The sequence below is a fragment of the Thiohalomonas denitrificans genome, assembly GCF_016841685.1.
Lineage (GTDB): Bacteria > Pseudomonadota > Gammaproteobacteria > Thiohalomonadales > Thiohalomonadaceae > Thiohalomonas > Thiohalomonas denitrificans_A.
In genome coordinates, this window is sequence record NZ_JAENYR010000049.1 from 1 (window position 1) to 15,976 (window position 15,976).

A 15,976-nucleotide genomic window follows, 5' to 3' on the forward strand; every position below is an offset into this window, starting at 1 on the left:
GCGAACCCCAACGCTGATTTTGTTGGGCTTCGTTCCTCAGCGCCAACCTACATTTGGGAGCCCGTTGCTGGTCTCGGACAGGCTGCCAGGCAATAGGAGTTTTGGTTCCGGATGTTTGATGCACTTGCCGATTTGATCGTCTACCGATGGCTGGGCCTGACGGCCGAGAGCCAGGCGGGCGCTGCGCTGCACTTCTTCGTCATGGATACGGTGAAGATCTTCGTGCTGCTGGTGGTCATCATCTACGTGATGGGCCTGCTGCGCGCGCTGCTTTCGCCGGAAAAGGTGCGCGAATATGTTCGGGGCAAGCCTCGGTGGATGGCGCGCGGCACTGCGGTCGGGCTGGGTGCGGTGACGCCGTTTTGCTCCTGCTCTTCGGTGCCGCTGTTCATCGGCTTTGTCGAGGCGGGGATCCCGCTTGGTGTCACTTTTTCCTTTCTCATCGCCTCGCCGATGATCAACGAGGTAGCGGTGGTGATCCTTGTCGGCATTCTCGGTTGGGAGATGACGCTGATGTACGTGGCGGCCGGACTTACCGTCGCCTATGTGGGCGGCGTGGTCATGGAGCGCTTCAGGCCGGAGCGTTGGGTGGAGGAGTATGTATGGAAGATCCACATGGGTCAGGCAACCCTCCCGCAACCCGATACCTCGCTGGCCGGTCGTCATCGCTACGCCTGGGGTGAGGTGAAGGAGATTGTTGGTCGACTCTGGAAATGGGTCGTCGCCGGCATCGCTGTCGGTGCCCTGTTCCATGGCTATGTGCCCGAGGGCTGGGTCTCGGAGCACCTGGGCGGCAGGGACAACTGGCTGGCGGTTCCGGGTGCGGTGTTACTGGGTGTGCCGCTCTACTCCAACGCCACCGGGGTCATTCCGGTCGCGGAGGCGATGCTCGGCAAGGGCGTCGCCATCGGTACCACGCTGGCGTTCATGATGAGTATCGCCGCCCTCTCCCTTCCCGAGATGATCATCCTGCGCAAGGTGATCCGGTGGCCGGCGCTGGGGCTCTATGCCGCAGTACTGGCCGTTGCCTTCACGCTGGTGGGTTGGGGCTTCAATCTGCTGAGTTAAAGGAGTATCGATAATGACCGATCAACCGCAACTGCACTCCTCCATTGTCGCGATGATCTCGCTGGCTTCGGGCATCGCCGCCAATCACCCGGCCATGGGCCAGTGTCAGCTTCAGCGCCTGCGGGATGCCGGCATCCCCGAGCACCAGATCGATGCGGTGATCGAGATCGCCCGTCACATCCGCGACGAGGCGGCACAGAAGCTCGACGCCGTTTTCGACGAGCAGGCCGCCGAGGCGCAAGCCACCATCGCTGCCGAACCGGAAGAGAGCTGCGGTTGCACTACCACGAGCAGTGGTCAGTCCTGCTGCTGAAAAGAGGCGACACTATGCACGACAACAATGACGACGAGATCCGCACTGCAGTGCGCGCAAGCTACGGCAGCGTGGCGCAGGGTGGCGGTGGCTGCTGCAGCGATACCAGCGGCTGCGGGTCGCAACCCGAGACCATCGCCTCCCAACGTCTCGGTTATTCGGACGAGGAACTCGGTGCCGTTCCCGAGGGGGCCGACCTCGGTCTGGGGTGCGGAAATCCCCAGGCCATTGCCGCGCTGAAACCGGGCGAGAGCGTGCTGGACCTGGGCAGCGGGGCCGGCTTCGACTGCTTCCTCGCCGCCCGCGCCGTGGGTGATTCCGGACGGGTGATCGGTGTGGACATGACCCCGGAAATGCTTGCGAAGGCACGCGAGAATGCTCGCAAGGGCGAGTACCGCAACGTAGAATTCCGTCTTGGCGAGATCGAGCATCTGCCGCTGGCCGATGCCGATGTCGACGTGATCATCTCCAACTGCGTCATCAATCTCTCACCCGACAAGCCGCAGGTCTTTCGCGAGGCCTTCCGGGTCCTCAAGCCCGGTGGGCGGCTGGCGGTGAGTGATGTGGTGGCGACCGCCGAACTACCCGAACAGGCGCGGCAGGATCTGGCCCTCTATACCGGCTGCATCGCCGGAGCATCCCCGGTCGGGGAGCTGGAGGTGATGCTGCGCGATGCCGGCTTCGAGGCCATTCGCATCGCGCCGAAAGACGAGAGCCGCGCATTCATCCGTGACTGGGCGCCGGGACGCGGCGTCGAGGCATATATCGCTTCGGCCTCCATCGAGGCCGTCAAACCAGAGGAATCGATCCAATGAAGACCATCAAGGTACTCGGTACCGGGTGTGCCAATTGCAATACCACGATCCAGCTCATCGAGGAGCAGGCCAAGGGCAAGGGCGTTCAGGTTCAGCTCGAGAAGGTCGACGACGTGGCCGAGATCATGCGCTATGGCGTCATGTCCACGCCCGGCGTGGTGGTCGATGAAAAACTGGTGCATGCCGGCGGCGTACCCTCCCGCGAGACCATCGACAGCTGGCTGGGCGGCAATAGCGGCGGCGGCTGCTGCTCCGGCGGAGCCTGTGGCGGGTAGTGCGCTGAACCCGCCGATGGGCAGCGTTCATCGGATTCAGATAAGGCGGTAGCCACGCACTGCGCCGGGCGCGTGGGCGATGAGTCCCGAAATCAGGATGATCGACACAAACAGCCCGGCGCGCCACTCCGGGAGCAGGGTGGCGGCTGCGAGCAGCGCCACCTTCAGGAGGATGGCAATCCCCTTCAGCTGCACCAGCCACAGCGCGGTGGACCAGATATAGAGCAGGGACAGCGCCACGCCGCTGCTCACAGCGAGGTACCAGAACGGCAGCCACTGCGCCTCGGCGAGAGTGAACAGAAAGCCACCGCTGATCCCGGCGATGCCCACCAGGTGCAGGCACCGCAAGCCAATATTGATCCACCGCTCGCCGGGGAACTGGCGCGGAACGGCGAGTATCAGCAGGGGCTTGAGCCGTATCATGGCTGCCTACTTTACCATTCCGGTTTGCCCGGTCGGCAACGGATCGGCGATTCCTGTAATAGCGGAGAGATCCATGCACAGACGTATGCTTCAGACCTTCCTCATGGCCATCGGCCTCCTGTTCGTTGTTCTTGCATCGGCCGCGGAGCCGCCGGCCTTTCTGGTCAACTCCGACTGGCTCGAGGAGCACATCGACAATTCGGATCTGGTGCTCCTGGAGGTCCGTTACCATCCGCACCGCTATTACACCGTTGGTCACATCCCGGGAGCCGTCCAGGTGCAGCGCTTCAAGGACCTGGGTGACAATTTCGCCGCCCCGATCATGCGCTTTCCCTCCCGCGAGGACTTCCAGGCGACGCTGCGCGGGTGGGGAGTCAATGACGATTCCACCATTGTGCTCTACGACGACTCACGCACAGCCCTCGCCTCAAGGGTCTACTACCTGCTGGAACTGTACGGCTTCGATATGGAGCAGGTGAAGTTATTAAACGGCAGCACCCTCGAGTGGACCGCGTTCAATGACCTGTCGAAAGAGGCGGTGGTGTCCGAGCCGGGCAGTGTGACCCTGAAAGAGGCCGACCCGGCACTGTACGTGGAGTGGACCGATGTCTATGACGATGTCCTGTCGCGCCGCGACCCGGAGGTGGTGCTGCTCGACGCCCGGCCGCGCGACATGTACACCGGCAAGGTCATCCAGCATGCCATCCAGGGCGGCCACATTCCCGGCGCCATCAATATCGTCAGCCTGGAGGGTACCGACGGCCAGTCGCAGAAATGGCATTCGCCGGAAAAGCTCGCGGCGATGTATGCGGACATCCCCAAAGACAAGCGCGTCTATGTCTACTGCCATGACGGCTTCCGCATGGGACTGGCCTATATGCAGCTCAAAAGCCTCGGCTACCAGGACGTGAAGCTGTATAACGGCGGCTGGTCGCATTGGGGTAATGAGCTCACCCTGCCGGTAGTCGAGGGCGATCAGCCCTACGACGAGGCGTTTGCTCTCTGACCGGAGGTATCAGCGGGCGGATTTGGGCTCGGAGCCTGTCCGAGAACATCGTTTTTGCAGGTTGGGTGAGTTATGCGAACCCCAACGCTGATTTTGTTGGGCTTCGTTCCTCAGCACCAATGTACATTTTGGATATGAAACCGGCGGTTTGTCGCTGATATCCTATCCTTTTGGTAGGTTCCCATGGGATTGGACGGGCCGGTATACTGGTTCGCTCGTTTTCGGAAATGACTAATTTGTTATGGCAAAGCCTCTAATTAGCCCAGATGCCGCACGGATCGACGCCTGCGTTGAAGTCCTCTGTCAAAAGGGATGCCGGGCGGTATGGGGCACTATCGATGCGATGGAGCGGGGCGAGCCGTTGCCGGAAACCACTCACCTGGAGGCGACCGAGCACTGGGCGGTCCTCGATGAGTTGAAGAACGTAATGGCCGTCTACGGCCGGAGTTGCGCGCCCAAGTAACGAGACCAGTCGATGTCCCGGTCGCCGAAGGTGAAAAAGTGGGGATTCAGCAGGTCTTCCTTGGTGTTGTAGCGTAGGGGACGCATTCGGGTATCGGTGATTAGACCGCCCGCCTCTTCGACGATGCATTGGGTAGCAGCGGTATCCCACTCCGAAGTTGGACCCAGCCGGGCGTAAATATCGGCTTCACCCTCCGCCACCAGACAGGACTTCAGGGCGCTGCCCAGCGGGACAAACTCGTACTCCCGGAGCTGTTTGAGAAACGCCTCCATGGCGTGCCCCCGATGTGAACGGCTGCCCGCCACCACCACGCGCCGCCCCGGTTCCAGTCGCCGCGTCCGAATCCGGACCGGGTTGCAGCAGTCATTCCGTTTGTAGGCGCCTTGGCCGCGGCACGCATAGTAATAGACTCCCATCGCCGGGGCGTAGACGATGCCGAGCACAGGTTCCTGGTCATCGATCAGGGCAACGTTGACGGTAAATTCTCCGGTGCGCTGTATGAATTCGCGTGTGCCATCAAGCGGATCTACCAGCCAGTAGCGGCTCCATTGCCTCCGTATGCTATAGGGGATTTTTACCGACTCTTCGGTCAGAACGGGTAGTTCCGGCGTGAGTTCGCTCAAACCCTTCTCGATGATATCGCTGGCCGCCGTATCCGCCTCGGTCAGCGGCGTCTCGTCTTCTTTTTGCTCGATCTTGAAACCCGCCTCGTAGATTTCCAGTATCCGGCGGCCCGCATCGATAACGACCTCCAGCGCGGGCGTCAGCAGTTCGCAGGGATCGATCCGGTGGTGGTTCCGCTGGCTAACCATTTAGCAGCTCCCGGACCATGTAGAGGGCGGCGATACTGCGCGCCTCGGTGAAGTCCTCGCGGGTGGTCAATTCGACCAGGTCATCCAGTGACCAGGGGATGACGTCGATGGGCTCGGGCTCGTCGCCGGGGATGCGCCGGGGATAGAGATCGGTGGCGAGGACCACATGGGTGGAGTGCCCCAGATAGCCGGGTGCGACCGTCAGCGAGCTGATCTGCCGTAGCTTGTTTGCCCCATAGCCAATCTCCTCCTGCATCTCGCGGTTGGCCGCCTCGAGTGCCCCTTCACCGGGTTCAATGCGCCCCTTGGGGAGCGCCAGTTCATAACGGTCGGTGCCTGCCGCATACTCCCGGATCAGCAGCACCTGGCGGTCTTCAAAAACGGGAACCACCAGCACGGCGCCCTGTGGGGATCCCAGCAGTCGTTCATAGGTAGCTTCGACCCCATTGGCGAAACGAAGCTCCAGCTGCTGGATGTGGAACAGGCGCGTCCGGGCCAATGTCCGGATATCAAGGATGCGGGGTTTTTCTCGCATGCGGACTCCGCTAGGGGCAATCCGCCCCATCATACCGACAGCTGGAACGAATGGCACCCGCTGGTACATTTCCCGGCCCGGGCTGAAAGGCCGGCTCCACAGGAGCGGCGGAAGCTGCGATAACCTAAAGAACAGTGGCTCCTCGGCAGAATGTACGGGCTTTTACTCCCCGCTGCTCTCCGGATTCCCGCCTCCGCAGGACGGCGGAGTGAGCAGTTACCTCTAAACAGTAAATTACGTCATCCGGAATGGGCGTTTGCCCATAAACTCCGCCGGGGGCCAGCACAATAACCGGGGTTCGGAAATACCCGGCTCTACTGGTTACAATAGCTGGGCACTTTTGTATCTCACCATGGAGCCGCTGCCGCGCAATGATCGACTGGAGCCGGATCGATACCGTCCTTTTGGATATGGACGGCACTCTGCTGGACCTGAATTTCGATACCTATTTTTGGGTGGAGTACGTGCCAAAGCGCTTTGCTGAAAAAAAGAGTATCAGCATCAAGCAGGCCAAGGCCGAGCTTTATCCGCGCATGCATGCGGTGGAGGGCACCATGGACTGGTATTGCATCGATTACTGGGGGCGGGAGCTGGACCTGGATATCGCGCTATTGAAACAGGAGGTCGACCACCTGATCGCCGTGCATCCCTACGTCACCCCGTTTCTCGACGGGGTACGGGGCAGCGGCCGGCGCGCGGTTCTGGTGACCAACGCCCATATGAAGAGTCTCGAACTGAAAATGGAGAAGACCCGGCTCGCCGGTCACCTGGACCATCTGGTTTGTTCCCACGACTTCGGGATGCCAAAAGAGCATCCGCAGTTCTGGGATCAGCTGCAGAGCCGCGAGTCATTCGATCCGGCCAGGACCCTGCTGATCGACGACAGTCTGCCGGTACTGCGATCGGCGCGCGAATACGGCATCAACTGGTTGTTGGCTGTTCACAAGCCCGATACCCGGCGCCCCGCCAAGGACGTGGAGGAGTTCGATGCGATTGAGAGCTTCCGGGACATCATGCCCGACACTGCCGGGATCTGAGATCTCGCGAGTTTGCCTTCCGTATATTCTGCGGTAATCGTAACTACTCACCCCCTCCGTCATCCCCGCGTGATTCCCGCGTCATTCCCGCGTCATTCCCGCGTCATTCCCGCGTAGGCGGGAATCCAGAGGACAGAAACATGGCTCAAAATGGATCCCCGCCTACGCGGGGATGACGGGGCATAGAGGCGGCGTTCGCAGGGATCGCTGCCTGGATCCCCGCCTATGCGCGCCTAAGCGGGGATGACGGATTTCCCGGGCCGTGCGTGATCACCCGGGCGAGCAGTTACGGTGAACCTTCTTTATTTGCCCCTGTTCTTTGCCTTGTCCCAGGACTTGAAGCGCTTGCGGCAGTAGGTCAGCAGCGTGTCGTAATCGGGGAAGTACAGGTCGAAACCCTTTTCGGCCGGTTCGTCGTACTCACAAAAGTCATTGGAGTGCTCACGGCAGATGGTGGGGCGCGCTTCGTAAATGCCGCAGCCGCCGTCGGGGCGGAGATGGAGGCACGGAGTGTTGAACATCAGAAACCATCCGTCTTCATCCTTGTAGACCTCCACATCCCGGTGTGAGATTTGCCACAGCAGGTGCTCGAACTCGGCCTTGGCCCGGGGGGTCTCGATCGCCTGGGTCACATAGGTGCAGCATTTGGAGTCTTGGCAGAAGCTGCACTTGTTCTCGGGTGTAATCTCGATCTTTTTCCTGGCCACTGCGCCCCTTCATCCTTGCCCGCCCGGGAATGGACGGGCCAGCCAATTACCCTTTCGAGGGGCTGCGGTGACTACTGCGTCCCCGTTGCCGCGGCCGGTCGCCGCCGCCGCGGTTTCCATCCGGTCGCTTGCCTCCCTGGCCACCCGGTTGCTTGTCGCGTCGCGGAGCCCTGACTGGCGCCTTGGGCTTCACCAGCAGGCCCTCGCTGATCGGCTCGACCGAAATCTTGTGGCCGATGTAGGCCTCTATCTCCATGAGCGAGAAGGCGTATTCCTCGCAGGCAAAGCTGATCGCCGTTCCGGCAGCCCCGGCACGTGCGGTGCGGCCGATGCGGTGTACGTAATCCTCCGCGTCCTGGGGCAGGTCGAAGTTGAACACGTGGGTGACATCCGGGATATGCAGTCCCCGAGCCGCAACATCGGTGGCCACCAGAAAGGCGTACTCCCCCGACTCGAATTGGCCCAGCAGGCGTTGGCGCTTTTTCTGCGGAACATCGCCGGAGAGAATGGAGGTCTTGTGCCCGTTGCCCTCAAGATAGCCCCATACTCGATCGGCGGCGCGTTTGGTATTGACGAAGATGATGCTGCGCTCCGGCTTGAACCGCTCGATCAGACCCAGCAGCAGTGGGATCTTTTCGTTCATTGCCGGGAAGTAGACCGACTCCTCGACCCGTTCGGCGGTGACCTGCTCCGGTTCCACCTCGACCTGGTGCGGGTTGTTCATGTGTTCATAGGCGAGCTCGGCCACCCGGAACGAGAGCGTGGCGGAAAAGAGCAATCCGAGGCGCTCCTCGGGGTGGGGCATGCGCCGCAGCAGGTAGCGAATATCCTTGATGAATCCCAGATCGAACATGCGGTCGGCTTCATCGAGTACCATGACCTGGATGGCTCTGAGGTCGAACACCTTCTGCTTGAAGTAGTCGATGATCCGACCCGGTGTGCCGATCAGCACATCGACGCCGTCCCGCAGCTGCTGACGCTGCTCTTCGTAGCCGGTGCCGCCGTAGATGAGGCCGAGCTGGAAGCCGGTGTGGCGGCCGATCTGTTCGGCATCGCGATGAATCTGGATGGCCAGTTCGCGCGTCGGCGCCAGGATGATCGCCCGCGGCTGGTTGGGGCGCCTCCCCTCTTTGGCGGGCTCACGAATCAGATGGGTGAAAAGTGCGATGAGAAAGGCGGCTGTCTTGCCGGTGCCGGTCTGGGCCTGCCCCGCGACATCTTTCCCGGCCAGCGCCAACGGTAGCGTCTCGGCCTGGATTCGGGTGCATTGGGAAAAACCCGTTTCTTCGACACCCCGGAGGACGGGTTCGGGCAAATCGAAGGAACGGAACGAAACGTCTGTCAATAGCGTATCACTCATAAGTTGGGAAGAATAACAGAAACGGCTGGCTTTGGGACTTGAAATGGGGGCGGTATTGGGCTCAAATGGGGTGAAACCCCCACAACTAATGATAAGCTTCGGCTGGGAGTCTGTCGGATTATGTGAATCCGTTACGGAATCCATAATCCGACAGACGCCTAAAACCGGGGCGAATTGGAGGCAAGCAAAAATTGAGCGACAAAATCGTTTACGTCACCGACGATACTTTCGAGGGAGAGGTGATCGGCGCTGAGGGTGCTGTCCTCGTCGATTACTGGGCGGATTGGTGCGGTCCCTGCAAAATGATCGCGCCGGTCCTCGATGAGATTGCCGAGGAGTATGCCGGCAAGCTCAAGGTCGCCAAGCTGAACATCGATGAAAACCCGAATACGCCACCGAAATACGGTATCCGCGGTATCCCGACATTGATGCTGTTCAAGGACGGCAATGTGGAGGCGACCAAGGTGGGCGCCGTTTCCAAGTCGCAGCTGACGGCCTTCATCGATAGTAATCTCTAAGGCAATAGAAAATTTCGTCCCGTCCGGCGCATCCTGCTGGACGGGACCCGATCCGGGTGATACCCTTCAGAGGGATAAGCATCTGAATCCGTGATAGACAGACCGCCGTATCCGGCAATCCCCTTTCCAGATTTGTTGGGCCATTCGGGCCTTTTTCGTGTACCCGTTGATTCCTCCACACTACTTGCGCTCATGCAGTAGCTATCCACAGCCAAAACGATGAACCTGACCGAACTTAAGAGAAAACCCGCCTCGGAACTACTCGATATTGCTGGCTCCCTCGGCGTCGAAGGCATCTCCCGCTCCCGTAAGGAAGCCGTTATCTTCTCCATCCTCAAGGCGCAAGCCAAACAGGGTGAGGATATCTACGGCGACGGGGTCCTGGAAATCCTGCAGGACGGCTTTGGCTTCTTGCGCTCGGCGGGCAGTTCCTACCTGGCCGGCCCGGATGATATCTACATCTCCCCCAGCCAGATTCGCCGCTTCAGCCTGCGCACCGGTGATACCGTCGCCGGCAAGATTCGGCCGCCGAAAGAGGGCGAACGCTATTTTGCGTTGCTGAAGGTCAACGAGATCAATTTCGAGCCGCCGGAGAACGCCAAGGGCAAGGTTCTGTTCGAGAACCTCACGCCGCTCCACCCCGATGAGCGGCTCGGCCTGGAGTTGGGTAACGGCTCCACCGAAGATATCACCGCCAGGGTCATCGATCTGGTGGCGCCGGTCGGAAAGGGGCAGCGAGGCCTGATCGTATCCCCGCCCAAGGCCGGCAAGACCATGCTTCTGCAGAACGTCGCCCAGTCCATCGCCCATAATCATCCCGAGTGCTACCTAATCGTCCTGCTCATCGACGAGCGGCCCGAAGAGGTGACGGAGATGGCGCGTTCGGTACGTGGAGAGGTGGTCTCTTCCACCTTCGACGAGCCGGCCAGCCGGCATGTGCAGGTGGCGGAGATGGTGATCGAAAAGGCCAAGCGGCTGGTCGAGCACAAGAAAGATGTCATCATCCTGCTCGACTCGATCACTCGTCTGGCTCGGGCCTACAATACCGTCATCCCCTCTTCAGGCAAGGTGCTGACCGGTGGCGTCGACGCCAACGCTCTGCATCGTCCCAAGCGGTTCTTCGGGGCGGCGCGCAACATCGAAGAGGGCGGTTCGCTGACCATCATGGCCACCGCTCTCGTCGATACCGGCTCGCGTATGGACGATGTCATCTATGAGGAGTTCAAGGGCACCGGCAATCTCGAGATCCACCTGGACCGGAAGATTGCCGAGAGGCGGCTCTACCCTTCGATCAACATCAATCGTTCGGGCACACGCCGTGAAGAGTTGCTAACCGGCGTCGACGAGCTGCAGAAGATGTGGATCCTTCGCAAGCTCCTGCACCCCATGGATGAGTTGGCGGCCATGGAGTTCCTCCATGACAAGCTCAAGGTCACCAAGACCAATGCCGAGTTCTTCAATTCGATGAAGCGATAGTTCGGCGGCGGCGCGAGAGCGCCGCCAAAAGAGCAGCGCAGAGTACGCAAAGGGTAAGGCCCTTCGGGCACGACACTGCCTTCGCGGGCAGCTGATTCTTCTCTGTTCTTGTCCTTCTTCCTCTGTCCTCTTGCGCCTCCGCGGCAATCATTCGATTTAGTCGCTCCCTGATAATCAGGGGTTCCGCTCGGGTTTTACCCCCCAGATCTTTTCGGCATACGCCTGCACCGCCCGATCGGACGAGAAATTTCCCATCAACGCGGTATTGAGTACCGCCCGGCGTGTCCAGACCTCCGGGTCGTGGTAGAGACGGTCCACGTCCTTTTGACACTCGACGTAGGAGCGGTAGTCGGCCAGGACGAAATAGCGGTCGCGGTTGAGTAGCCCCTCGACGATGGGCTTGAAGCGGGCTGGTTCTCCAGGCGAGAAATAACCACCGCCAATCATCTCCAGCGTGCGCCTCAACTCGGGGTCGGCTTTGACCCAGGATTTGGGGTCGTAGCCATTTCGGCGCAGCACTTCCAGCTCTTCCACCGTATTGCCGAAGATGAAGATGTTCTCCTTGCCGACCTCCTGCCGGATCTCGATGTTCGCCCCATCCAGCGTGCCAATGGTTAGCGCCCCGTTCAGCGCCAGCTTCATGTTGCCGGTTCCCGAGGCCTCGGTCCCGGCAGTGGAGATCTGCTCGGAAAGATCGACGGAGGGAATCAGGCGCACTGCGGTGGAGACGTCGTAGTTGGGGATAAACAGCACTTTGAGCCGATCGCCAATCCGCGGGTCGTTGTTAACGATATCGGCCACGGCGTGGATAAGCTCGATTTGGAGCTTGGCGATTCTGTAGCTCGGGGCCGCTTTGCCCGCAAACATCACCGTACGGGGCACACGGTCTTCCGCCTGCCCATTGCGAATGCGGTTGTAGAGCGTCACCACATGAAGCAGATTGAGTAGCTGACGTTTGTATTCATGGAGCCGCTTCACCTGCACATCAAAGAGGGAGGACGGGTCGATCCTCACCCCGAGCCGGTCGACGAGTGAAGCGGCCACGGATTCCTTGTTCGCTCTTTTTACCTGACGAAACGCCTCCAAAAACTCGTCGTCCTCGGCGAATGGGGTGAGTTTCGCCAGTGCCGGCAAGTCCGTGATCCAGTCGTGGCCGATATAGCGGGAGATCAGTCCGGAGAGTGCCGGATTTGCCTGGTGCAGCCAAAGCCGGGGCGTGATGCCGTTGGTGACGTTGATGAATCGCTCGGGCATCAGCTCGTGGAAATCCCGGAAGATCCGCTCCTTGAGCAGCTTGGTATGGATCGCCGCCACGCCGTTGACCTTATGGCTGCCGATGATGGCCAAGTGTGCCATGCGTACCCGCTTGCCACCCTCTTCATCGATCAGGGACATCCGGCGCAAGCGGTCTACATCTCCGGGGAAGTGGTGCACCACCCGATTCAGGAAGTGATGGTTAATCTCATAGATGATCTGCAGGTGACGCGGCAGCATCTGTTCGAATAGCGGTACGGGCCAGGTTTCCAGGGCTTCCGGAAGAAGGGTGTGATTGGTGTAGCCAAATACGCGCGTGGTGATCTCCCATGCCGTTTCCCACTCGTGGTGGTAGCGATCGATGAGCAGGCGCATCAGCTCCGGAATGGCAATCGATGGGTGGGTATCGTTTAGCTGAATGGCCACCTTGTCGGGCAGGTCGAGCAGCGAATCGTGCTGCTTGAGAAAACGCGCGATGATGTCCTGCAGGGAGGCACTGACGAAAAAGTACTGCTGCTTCAATCGGAGTTCGCGACCCACAGTGGTTTCGTCCGAGGGATAGAGGACCTTGGAGAGGTTCTCGGAATCGGTTTTGTCCTCCACCGCCTTGATGTAGTTCCCTTCATTGAAATAGCGCAAGTCGAAGTCGCGGGAGGCCTTGGCCGACCAGAGCCGCATGTTGTTGACCGTATCCACCCCATAGCCCGGAATGGGGGTGTCGTACGCCATCGCCATCACCTCATCGGTGTCCTGCCAATGATGGTGAACGTGTCCCCTCTCATCGTGGAACTGCACGACTTCACCGTAGAACTCGACGGGATAGAGAACTTCCGGGCGGGGAAACTCCCACGGATTGCCATAACGGAGCCAGTTGTCCGGGTGCTCCACCTGATGGCCGTTTTCGATCGCCTGGCGGAACATGCCGTATTCGTAACGTATACCGTAGCCGTACCCGGGCAGACTCAGTGTCGCCATGGAGTCCAGAAAGCAGGCCGCAAGCCGGCCGAGCCCGCCATTGCCGAGGGCGGCGTCGAACTCGAGGTCGGCGATCGCCTCAAGGTCCAGACCCAACTCGAACAGTGCTTCCCTGGCCTCATCGCAGAATCCGAGGTTCAACAGGCTGTTGATCAGACTGCGGCCGATCAGAAATTCCAGGGAGAAGTAATAGACCCTCTTGGCGTCCTCACGATAGTAGGTGCGCATCGTCTCCATCCAGCGTTCGATGAGACGGTCACGCACCACGTAGGCGGTGGCATGAAACCAGTCACGGTCCGTCGCCGTATAGTTGTCCTTGCCCACCGCATAGATCATGCGATTGGCCAGTGACTGTTTGATAGACGCGACGTCGAGCCCTTCGTAGTCATACTTGAAGGCCCGGTCCACGCGCTGTGAGGGCATTCGATCCATTTTCGCCCCTTGGGTAAAGGTGGAGGTGTCGGTTGCGGTGGTTTTCGGCTGATGAACCTCAGAGGTTACTCAATGGAATACGGCCGCCCGAGACTCACCAGACCCTGACCAAAAGATAGTTGAAGCCCGAGAACGTTTTTACTTACCCATGGACTGGCGGTGGTTATTGCTGCGCTACACTGTCGGAACATCTGCATGTAAGTCGCCGACTCAGGGAGGAGAGACGATGACACCGCGGGAACGGCCGGAATACGAGCACCTGAGGGTCCTGGCCGAGCAGGACCCGGACGCCTTTGAGCGCCGGCGTCATGAAATCATCGAGTCGGCGCTGGTACGCGTCCCTGAAGAGCGCCGCCAGCGCATGCGGCGCCTCCAGTGGCGAATCGATCAGGAGCGGCTTCGCTGCAGAACACCCCTCGCCGCCTGTATCGCTCTCTCGCGCATGATGTGGGACTCCGTTACGGGGAACCATGGACTACTTGAGGTACTCCATAAGGGGAGCCGGGTACGCGAAGGCGAAAGATGTGCCACGGTTCTGCCGCTGGATCAGCAGTGACTGAAGCTGTGTTTGGAAAACGCACCCGACAGTTGGTTCTTCCGCTTGCCGTGGGGGGCGGGTTTTCCTATAATCGGCGGCTTCCTGCATGCGGTGCCTGCCAACAGGCGTGGGTAGCGGCATGCGAAACAATGCAAAGGGCTTAGTGCAATGAAGTCGGATATCCATCCCGAATATCACGAAATCACCGTCAACTGCAGTTGCGGTAACAGTTTCAAGACCCGCTCCACCGCCAACGAGGACCTGAACCTCGACGTCTGTTCCGCTTGCCATCCCTTCTTCACGGGCAAACAGAAGATGGTCGATACCGGCGGTCGTGTGGACAAATTCCGTCAGAAGTACGGGATCAAAAAATAAGACCTCCCATGTCCCGCATGAGGGTGGTAAAAGGGGCGTACCGAGAGGGCGCCCTTTTTTTGTGCCTGTTCCGGGCCGCCGGCTCCTGGCGGATCGAAGCACTGCGGAGAACTCATGAGATGAGCCTTTTTCGACGTATGGTCGCTGTTATGGGCATGGCGGTAATCGCTGCGACGGCCGGCTGCGCAGTCAATCCGGTCAGCGGCCAGAGCGAACTCTCGCTGCTCAGCGAACAGCAGGAGATCACCATCGGCCGCCAGGAGCACCCGAAGATCATTGACGCCTATGGCGTATATGATGACCCACGACTCCAGGCCTACGTACAACGCATCGGTGAAAAGCTGGCCGCCAAGAGCCACCGTTCCGATCTGATTTACCGATTTACGGTTCTCGACAGCAGCGAGGTCAATGCCTTTGCCCTGCCGGGTGGCTATATCTACATCACCCGCGGTCTGCTCGCCTATTTGAATTCCGAGGATGAGTTGGCGGCGGTTCTCGGTCATGAAATCGGTCACGTGACGGCCCGCCACAGTGTGCGCCAGATTAGTGCCTCGACCGCTGCCAATCTGGGCTACACCCTGGGCGCCCTGCTGGTGCCGGAGTTGCAAAACCGCGGCGTGAGCGACCTGTTCAATACGCTGAGTACCGCACTGTTGCGGGGTTACGGGAGAGAGCACGAGCTCGAAGCGGATCGGCTGGGGGCGCAATATCTGGCCGGTACCGGCCGTAACCCCGAGGCCATGCTGGATGTGGTCGGAGTGCTGAAGAATCAGGAGCAATTCGAGATCCAGCTCGCCAAAGAAGAGAACCGGGAGCCGCGCGTCTATCACGGCGTGTTTGCCACCCATCCCGACAATGACGAACGCCTCAAGACGGTGGTACGCCAGGCGCAGACGTTGCCGGGCGGGCAGCGGGTGTCACAAAAGGGGCTATTCCTGCGTCGACTGGATGGCCTGATATTCGGTGCGAGCGCCTCCGAGGGGACTCTGCGCGGCAGCGCCTTCTTCCACCAAGATCTCGATTTTGCCCTCCAGTTCCCGGAGGGGTGGAGGGTCGAAAATCGACCTGACCGGCTGATTGCCGTCTCTCCGGATCAATCCGCGGCTCTCCAGGTCAGCGTCGCCGATCGCAACAAACGGGTTTCCCCGAAACGCTTTCTGCGCGAGCGACTGAATCTCGATATGATTCAGGGCGGCGAACCCCTGAAGGTCAATGGACTGGACGGCTATACGGCCCTCGCTTCAGCAGGTACCGGCGCGGGCGCGCGCAATGCCCGCGTTGCGGTCCTCTATAAAGGGTCGCAGGCCTTCGTCTTTCTGGGGACTTCCCAAAAGGTGGGCGGGCTCAAGGCCCATGATGCCGATTTCTCGCGTACTATTCGCACTCTCCATGCCCTGAGCGAGGGCGAACGGAAACTGGCCGAGCCGCTGAAACTTGACATCATCGAAGCCCGAGGCGGGACCACCTTCCGGGAGCTGGCCGCCGACTCCCGGATTCACCACCATCCCGAAGAGCAGCTCCGTCTGCTGAATGCCCGCTATCCCCGCGGCGAACCCGTCCCCGGGGAGCGGTTGAAGACCGTTCAATGAACAGC

At 60.2% G+C, this 15,976-nt stretch carries 18 protein-coding genes; 12 read left to right on the forward strand and 6 right to left on the reverse strand.

Annotated features, from left to right (window positions below; all coding sequences use genetic code 11):
* Positions 1 to 111: 111 nt before the first annotated feature.
* Genes Q7L05_RS11270 through Q7L05_RS11285 form a run of 4 tightly spaced genes read left to right on the forward strand, consistent with a single transcriptional unit; the run spans position 112 to position 2,471 of the window.
* Positions 112 to 1,068: a permease gene (locus tag Q7L05_RS11270; protein ID WP_303906336.1), complete on the forward strand. Its 957-nt coding sequence runs from the start codon at positions 112 to 114 to the stop codon at positions 1,066 to 1,068.
* 13 nt (positions 1,069 to 1,081) lie between these two features.
* On the forward strand, positions 1,082 to 1,381 hold the full coding sequence (locus Q7L05_RS11275; RefSeq protein ID WP_303906338.1) for a hypothetical protein: 300 nt from the start codon (positions 1,082 to 1,084) through the stop codon (positions 1,379 to 1,381).
* 14 nt (positions 1,382 to 1,395) lie between these two features.
* Entirely contained in the window at positions 1,396 to 2,196 is an 801-nt protein-coding gene (locus tag Q7L05_RS11280) for an arsenite methyltransferase (RefSeq protein WP_303906340.1), read from the forward strand.
* Positions 2,193 to 2,471 carry a thioredoxin family protein gene (locus Q7L05_RS11285; RefSeq protein WP_303906344.1) on the forward strand — a complete coding sequence of 93 codons (279 nt, stop codon included), beginning with the start codon at positions 2,193 to 2,195 and terminating at the stop codon, positions 2,469 to 2,471. The genes Q7L05_RS11280 and Q7L05_RS11285 overlap by 4 nt, the downstream gene beginning before the upstream one ends.
* 36 nt (positions 2,472 to 2,507) lie before the next feature.
* Here Q7L05_RS11285 and Q7L05_RS11290 read toward each other — a convergent pair whose 3' ends face one another.
* On the reverse strand, positions 2,508 to 2,894 hold the full coding sequence (locus Q7L05_RS11290; protein WP_303906348.1) for a hypothetical protein: 387 nt from the start codon (positions 2,892 to 2,894) through the stop codon (positions 2,508 to 2,510).
* A 73-nt stretch (positions 2,895 to 2,967) separates the two neighbouring features.
* On the opposite strand from Q7L05_RS11290, the gene Q7L05_RS11295 reads away from it, so the two are divergent.
* Both Q7L05_RS11295 and Q7L05_RS11300 read left to right on the forward strand, forming a co-directional pair.
* The gene (locus tag Q7L05_RS11295; RefSeq protein ID WP_303906351.1) at positions 2,968 to 3,900 is read left to right on the forward strand and encodes a sulfurtransferase; all 933 of its coding nucleotides are present in this window, start codon (positions 2,968 to 2,970) and stop codon (positions 3,898 to 3,900) included.
* A gap of 241 nt (positions 3,901 to 4,141) precedes the next feature.
* Entirely contained in the window at positions 4,142 to 4,363 is a 222-nt protein-coding gene (locus Q7L05_RS11300; RefSeq protein WP_303906354.1) for a hypothetical protein, read from the forward strand.
* Here the strand turns inward: Q7L05_RS11300 and cysQ are convergent.
* Together cysQ and nudE are read right to left on the reverse strand one after the other, a co-directional pair.
* Entirely contained in the window at positions 4,336 to 5,175 is an 840-nt protein-coding gene (gene cysQ / locus Q7L05_RS11305) for a 3'(2'),5'-bisphosphate nucleotidase CysQ (protein ID WP_303906357.1), read from the reverse strand. The genes Q7L05_RS11300 and cysQ overlap by 28 nt on opposite strands.
* Entirely contained in the window at positions 5,168 to 5,710 is a 543-nt protein-coding gene (gene nudE, locus Q7L05_RS11310; protein WP_303906360.1) for an ADP compounds hydrolase NudE, read from the reverse strand. Before nudE ends, cysQ begins: the two co-directional genes overlap by 8 nt.
* A 371-nt stretch (positions 5,711 to 6,081) precedes the next feature.
* Here nudE and yrfG point away from each other — a divergent pair, with 371 nt between their 5' ends.
* The gene (gene yrfG, locus Q7L05_RS11315) at positions 6,082 to 6,747 is read left to right on the forward strand and encodes a GMP/IMP nucleotidase (RefSeq protein WP_303906363.1); all 666 of its coding nucleotides are present in this window, start codon (positions 6,082 to 6,084) and stop codon (positions 6,745 to 6,747) included.
* A gap of 302 nt (positions 6,748 to 7,049) precedes the next feature.
* On the opposite strand, the gene Q7L05_RS11320 is transcribed toward yrfG, so the two are convergent.
* Together Q7L05_RS11320 and rhlB are read right to left on the reverse strand one after the other, a co-directional pair.
* A complete protein-coding gene (locus tag Q7L05_RS11320; RefSeq protein ID WP_303906367.1) occupies positions 7,050 to 7,454 on the reverse strand; it encodes a YkgJ family cysteine cluster protein in 405 nt (134 codons plus the stop codon).
* Between the two features lie 46 nt (positions 7,455 to 7,500).
* On the reverse strand, positions 7,501 to 8,814 hold the full coding sequence (gene rhlB / locus Q7L05_RS11325; RefSeq protein ID WP_303906370.1) for an ATP-dependent RNA helicase RhlB: 1,314 nt from the start codon (positions 8,812 to 8,814) through the stop codon (positions 7,501 to 7,503).
* Positions 8,815 to 9,005: 191 nt separating this feature from the next.
* Here rhlB and trxA point away from each other — a divergent pair, with 191 nt between their 5' ends.
* Together trxA and rho are read left to right on the forward strand one after the other, a co-directional pair.
* The gene (gene trxA / locus Q7L05_RS11330; RefSeq protein ID WP_303906372.1) at positions 9,006 to 9,332 is read left to right on the forward strand and encodes a thioredoxin TrxA; all 327 of its coding nucleotides are present in this window, start codon (positions 9,006 to 9,008) and stop codon (positions 9,330 to 9,332) included.
* A 219-nt stretch (positions 9,333 to 9,551) separates the two neighbouring features.
* On the forward strand, positions 9,552 to 10,808 hold the full coding sequence (gene rho / locus Q7L05_RS11335; RefSeq protein WP_303906377.1) for a transcription termination factor Rho: 1,257 nt from the start codon (positions 9,552 to 9,554) through the stop codon (positions 10,806 to 10,808).
* Positions 10,809 to 10,982: 174 nt separating this feature from the next.
* Here rho and Q7L05_RS11340 read toward each other — a convergent pair whose 3' ends face one another.
* On the reverse strand, positions 10,983 to 13,469 hold the full coding sequence (locus tag Q7L05_RS11340) for a glycogen/starch/alpha-glucan phosphorylase (RefSeq protein ID WP_411293336.1): 2,487 nt from the start codon (positions 13,467 to 13,469) through the stop codon (positions 10,983 to 10,985).
* Positions 13,470 to 13,695: 226 nt separating this feature from the next.
* Between Q7L05_RS11340 and Q7L05_RS11345 the strand changes: the two genes are divergently transcribed.
* The 3 genes from Q7L05_RS11345 to Q7L05_RS11355 all read left to right on the forward strand — a co-directional run bounded on the left by Q7L05_RS11345 (position 13,696) and on the right by Q7L05_RS11355 (position 15,971).
* The gene (locus Q7L05_RS11345; RefSeq protein ID WP_303906380.1) at positions 13,696 to 14,025 is read left to right on the forward strand and encodes a DUF3135 domain-containing protein; all 330 of its coding nucleotides are present in this window, start codon (positions 13,696 to 13,698) and stop codon (positions 14,023 to 14,025) included.
* 150 nt (positions 14,026 to 14,175) lie between these two features.
* Positions 14,176 to 14,382 carry a 50S ribosomal protein L31 gene (gene rpmE, locus Q7L05_RS11350; protein WP_303906383.1) on the forward strand — a complete coding sequence of 69 codons (207 nt, stop codon included), beginning with the start codon at positions 14,176 to 14,178 and terminating at the stop codon, positions 14,380 to 14,382.
* A gap of 119 nt (positions 14,383 to 14,501) precedes the next feature.
* The gene (locus Q7L05_RS11355; RefSeq protein WP_303906386.1) at positions 14,502 to 15,971 is read left to right on the forward strand and encodes a M48 family metalloprotease; all 1,470 of its coding nucleotides are present in this window, start codon (positions 14,502 to 14,504) and stop codon (positions 15,969 to 15,971) included.
* Positions 15,972 to 15,976 lie beyond the last annotated feature (5 nt).

Coding starts and splice junctions, on each gene's coding strand:
- Q7L05_RS11270 (WP_303906336.1), top strand. CDS start 112: ATGTTTGATGCACTTGCCGATTTGATCGTCTACCGATGGCTGGGCCTG.
- Q7L05_RS11275 (WP_303906338.1), top strand. CDS start 1,082: ATGACCGATCAACCGCAACTGCACTCCTCCATTGTCGCGATGATCTCG.
- Q7L05_RS11280 (WP_303906340.1), top strand. CDS start 1,396: ATGCACGACAACAATGACGACGAGATCCGCACTGCAGTGCGCGCAAGC.
- Q7L05_RS11285 (WP_303906344.1), top strand. CDS start 2,193: ATGAAGACCATCAAGGTACTCGGTACCGGGTGTGCCAATTGCAATACC.
- Q7L05_RS11290 (WP_303906348.1), bottom strand. CDS start 2,894: ATGATACGGCTCAAGCCCCTGCTGATACTCGCCGTTCCGCGCCAGTTC.
- Q7L05_RS11295 (WP_303906351.1), top strand. CDS start 2,968: ATGCACAGACGTATGCTTCAGACCTTCCTCATGGCCATCGGCCTCCTG.
- Q7L05_RS11300 (WP_303906354.1), top strand. CDS start 4,142: ATGGCAAAGCCTCTAATTAGCCCAGATGCCGCACGGATCGACGCCTGC.
- cysQ (WP_303906357.1), bottom strand. CDS start 5,175: ATGGTTAGCCAGCGGAACCACCACCGGATCGATCCCTGCGAACTGCTG.
- nudE (WP_303906360.1), bottom strand. CDS start 5,710: ATGCGAGAAAAACCCCGCATCCTTGATATCCGGACATTGGCCCGGACG.
- yrfG (WP_303906363.1), top strand. CDS start 6,082: ATGATCGACTGGAGCCGGATCGATACCGTCCTTTTGGATATGGACGGC.
- rhlB (WP_303906370.1), bottom strand. CDS start 8,814: ATGAGTGATACGCTATTGACAGACGTTTCGTTCCGTTCCTTCGATTTG.
- rho (WP_303906377.1), top strand. CDS start 9,552: ATGAACCTGACCGAACTTAAGAGAAAACCCGCCTCGGAACTACTCGAT.
- Q7L05_RS11340 (WP_411293336.1), bottom strand. CDS start 13,469: ATGGATCGAATGCCCTCACAGCGCGTGGACCGGGCCTTCAAGTATGAC.
- Q7L05_RS11345 (WP_303906380.1), top strand. CDS start 13,696: ATGACACCGCGGGAACGGCCGGAATACGAGCACCTGAGGGTCCTGGCC.
- rpmE (WP_303906383.1), top strand. CDS start 14,176: ATGAAGTCGGATATCCATCCCGAATATCACGAAATCACCGTCAACTGC.
- Q7L05_RS11355 (WP_303906386.1), top strand. CDS start 14,502: ATGAGCCTTTTTCGACGTATGGTCGCTGTTATGGGCATGGCGGTAATC.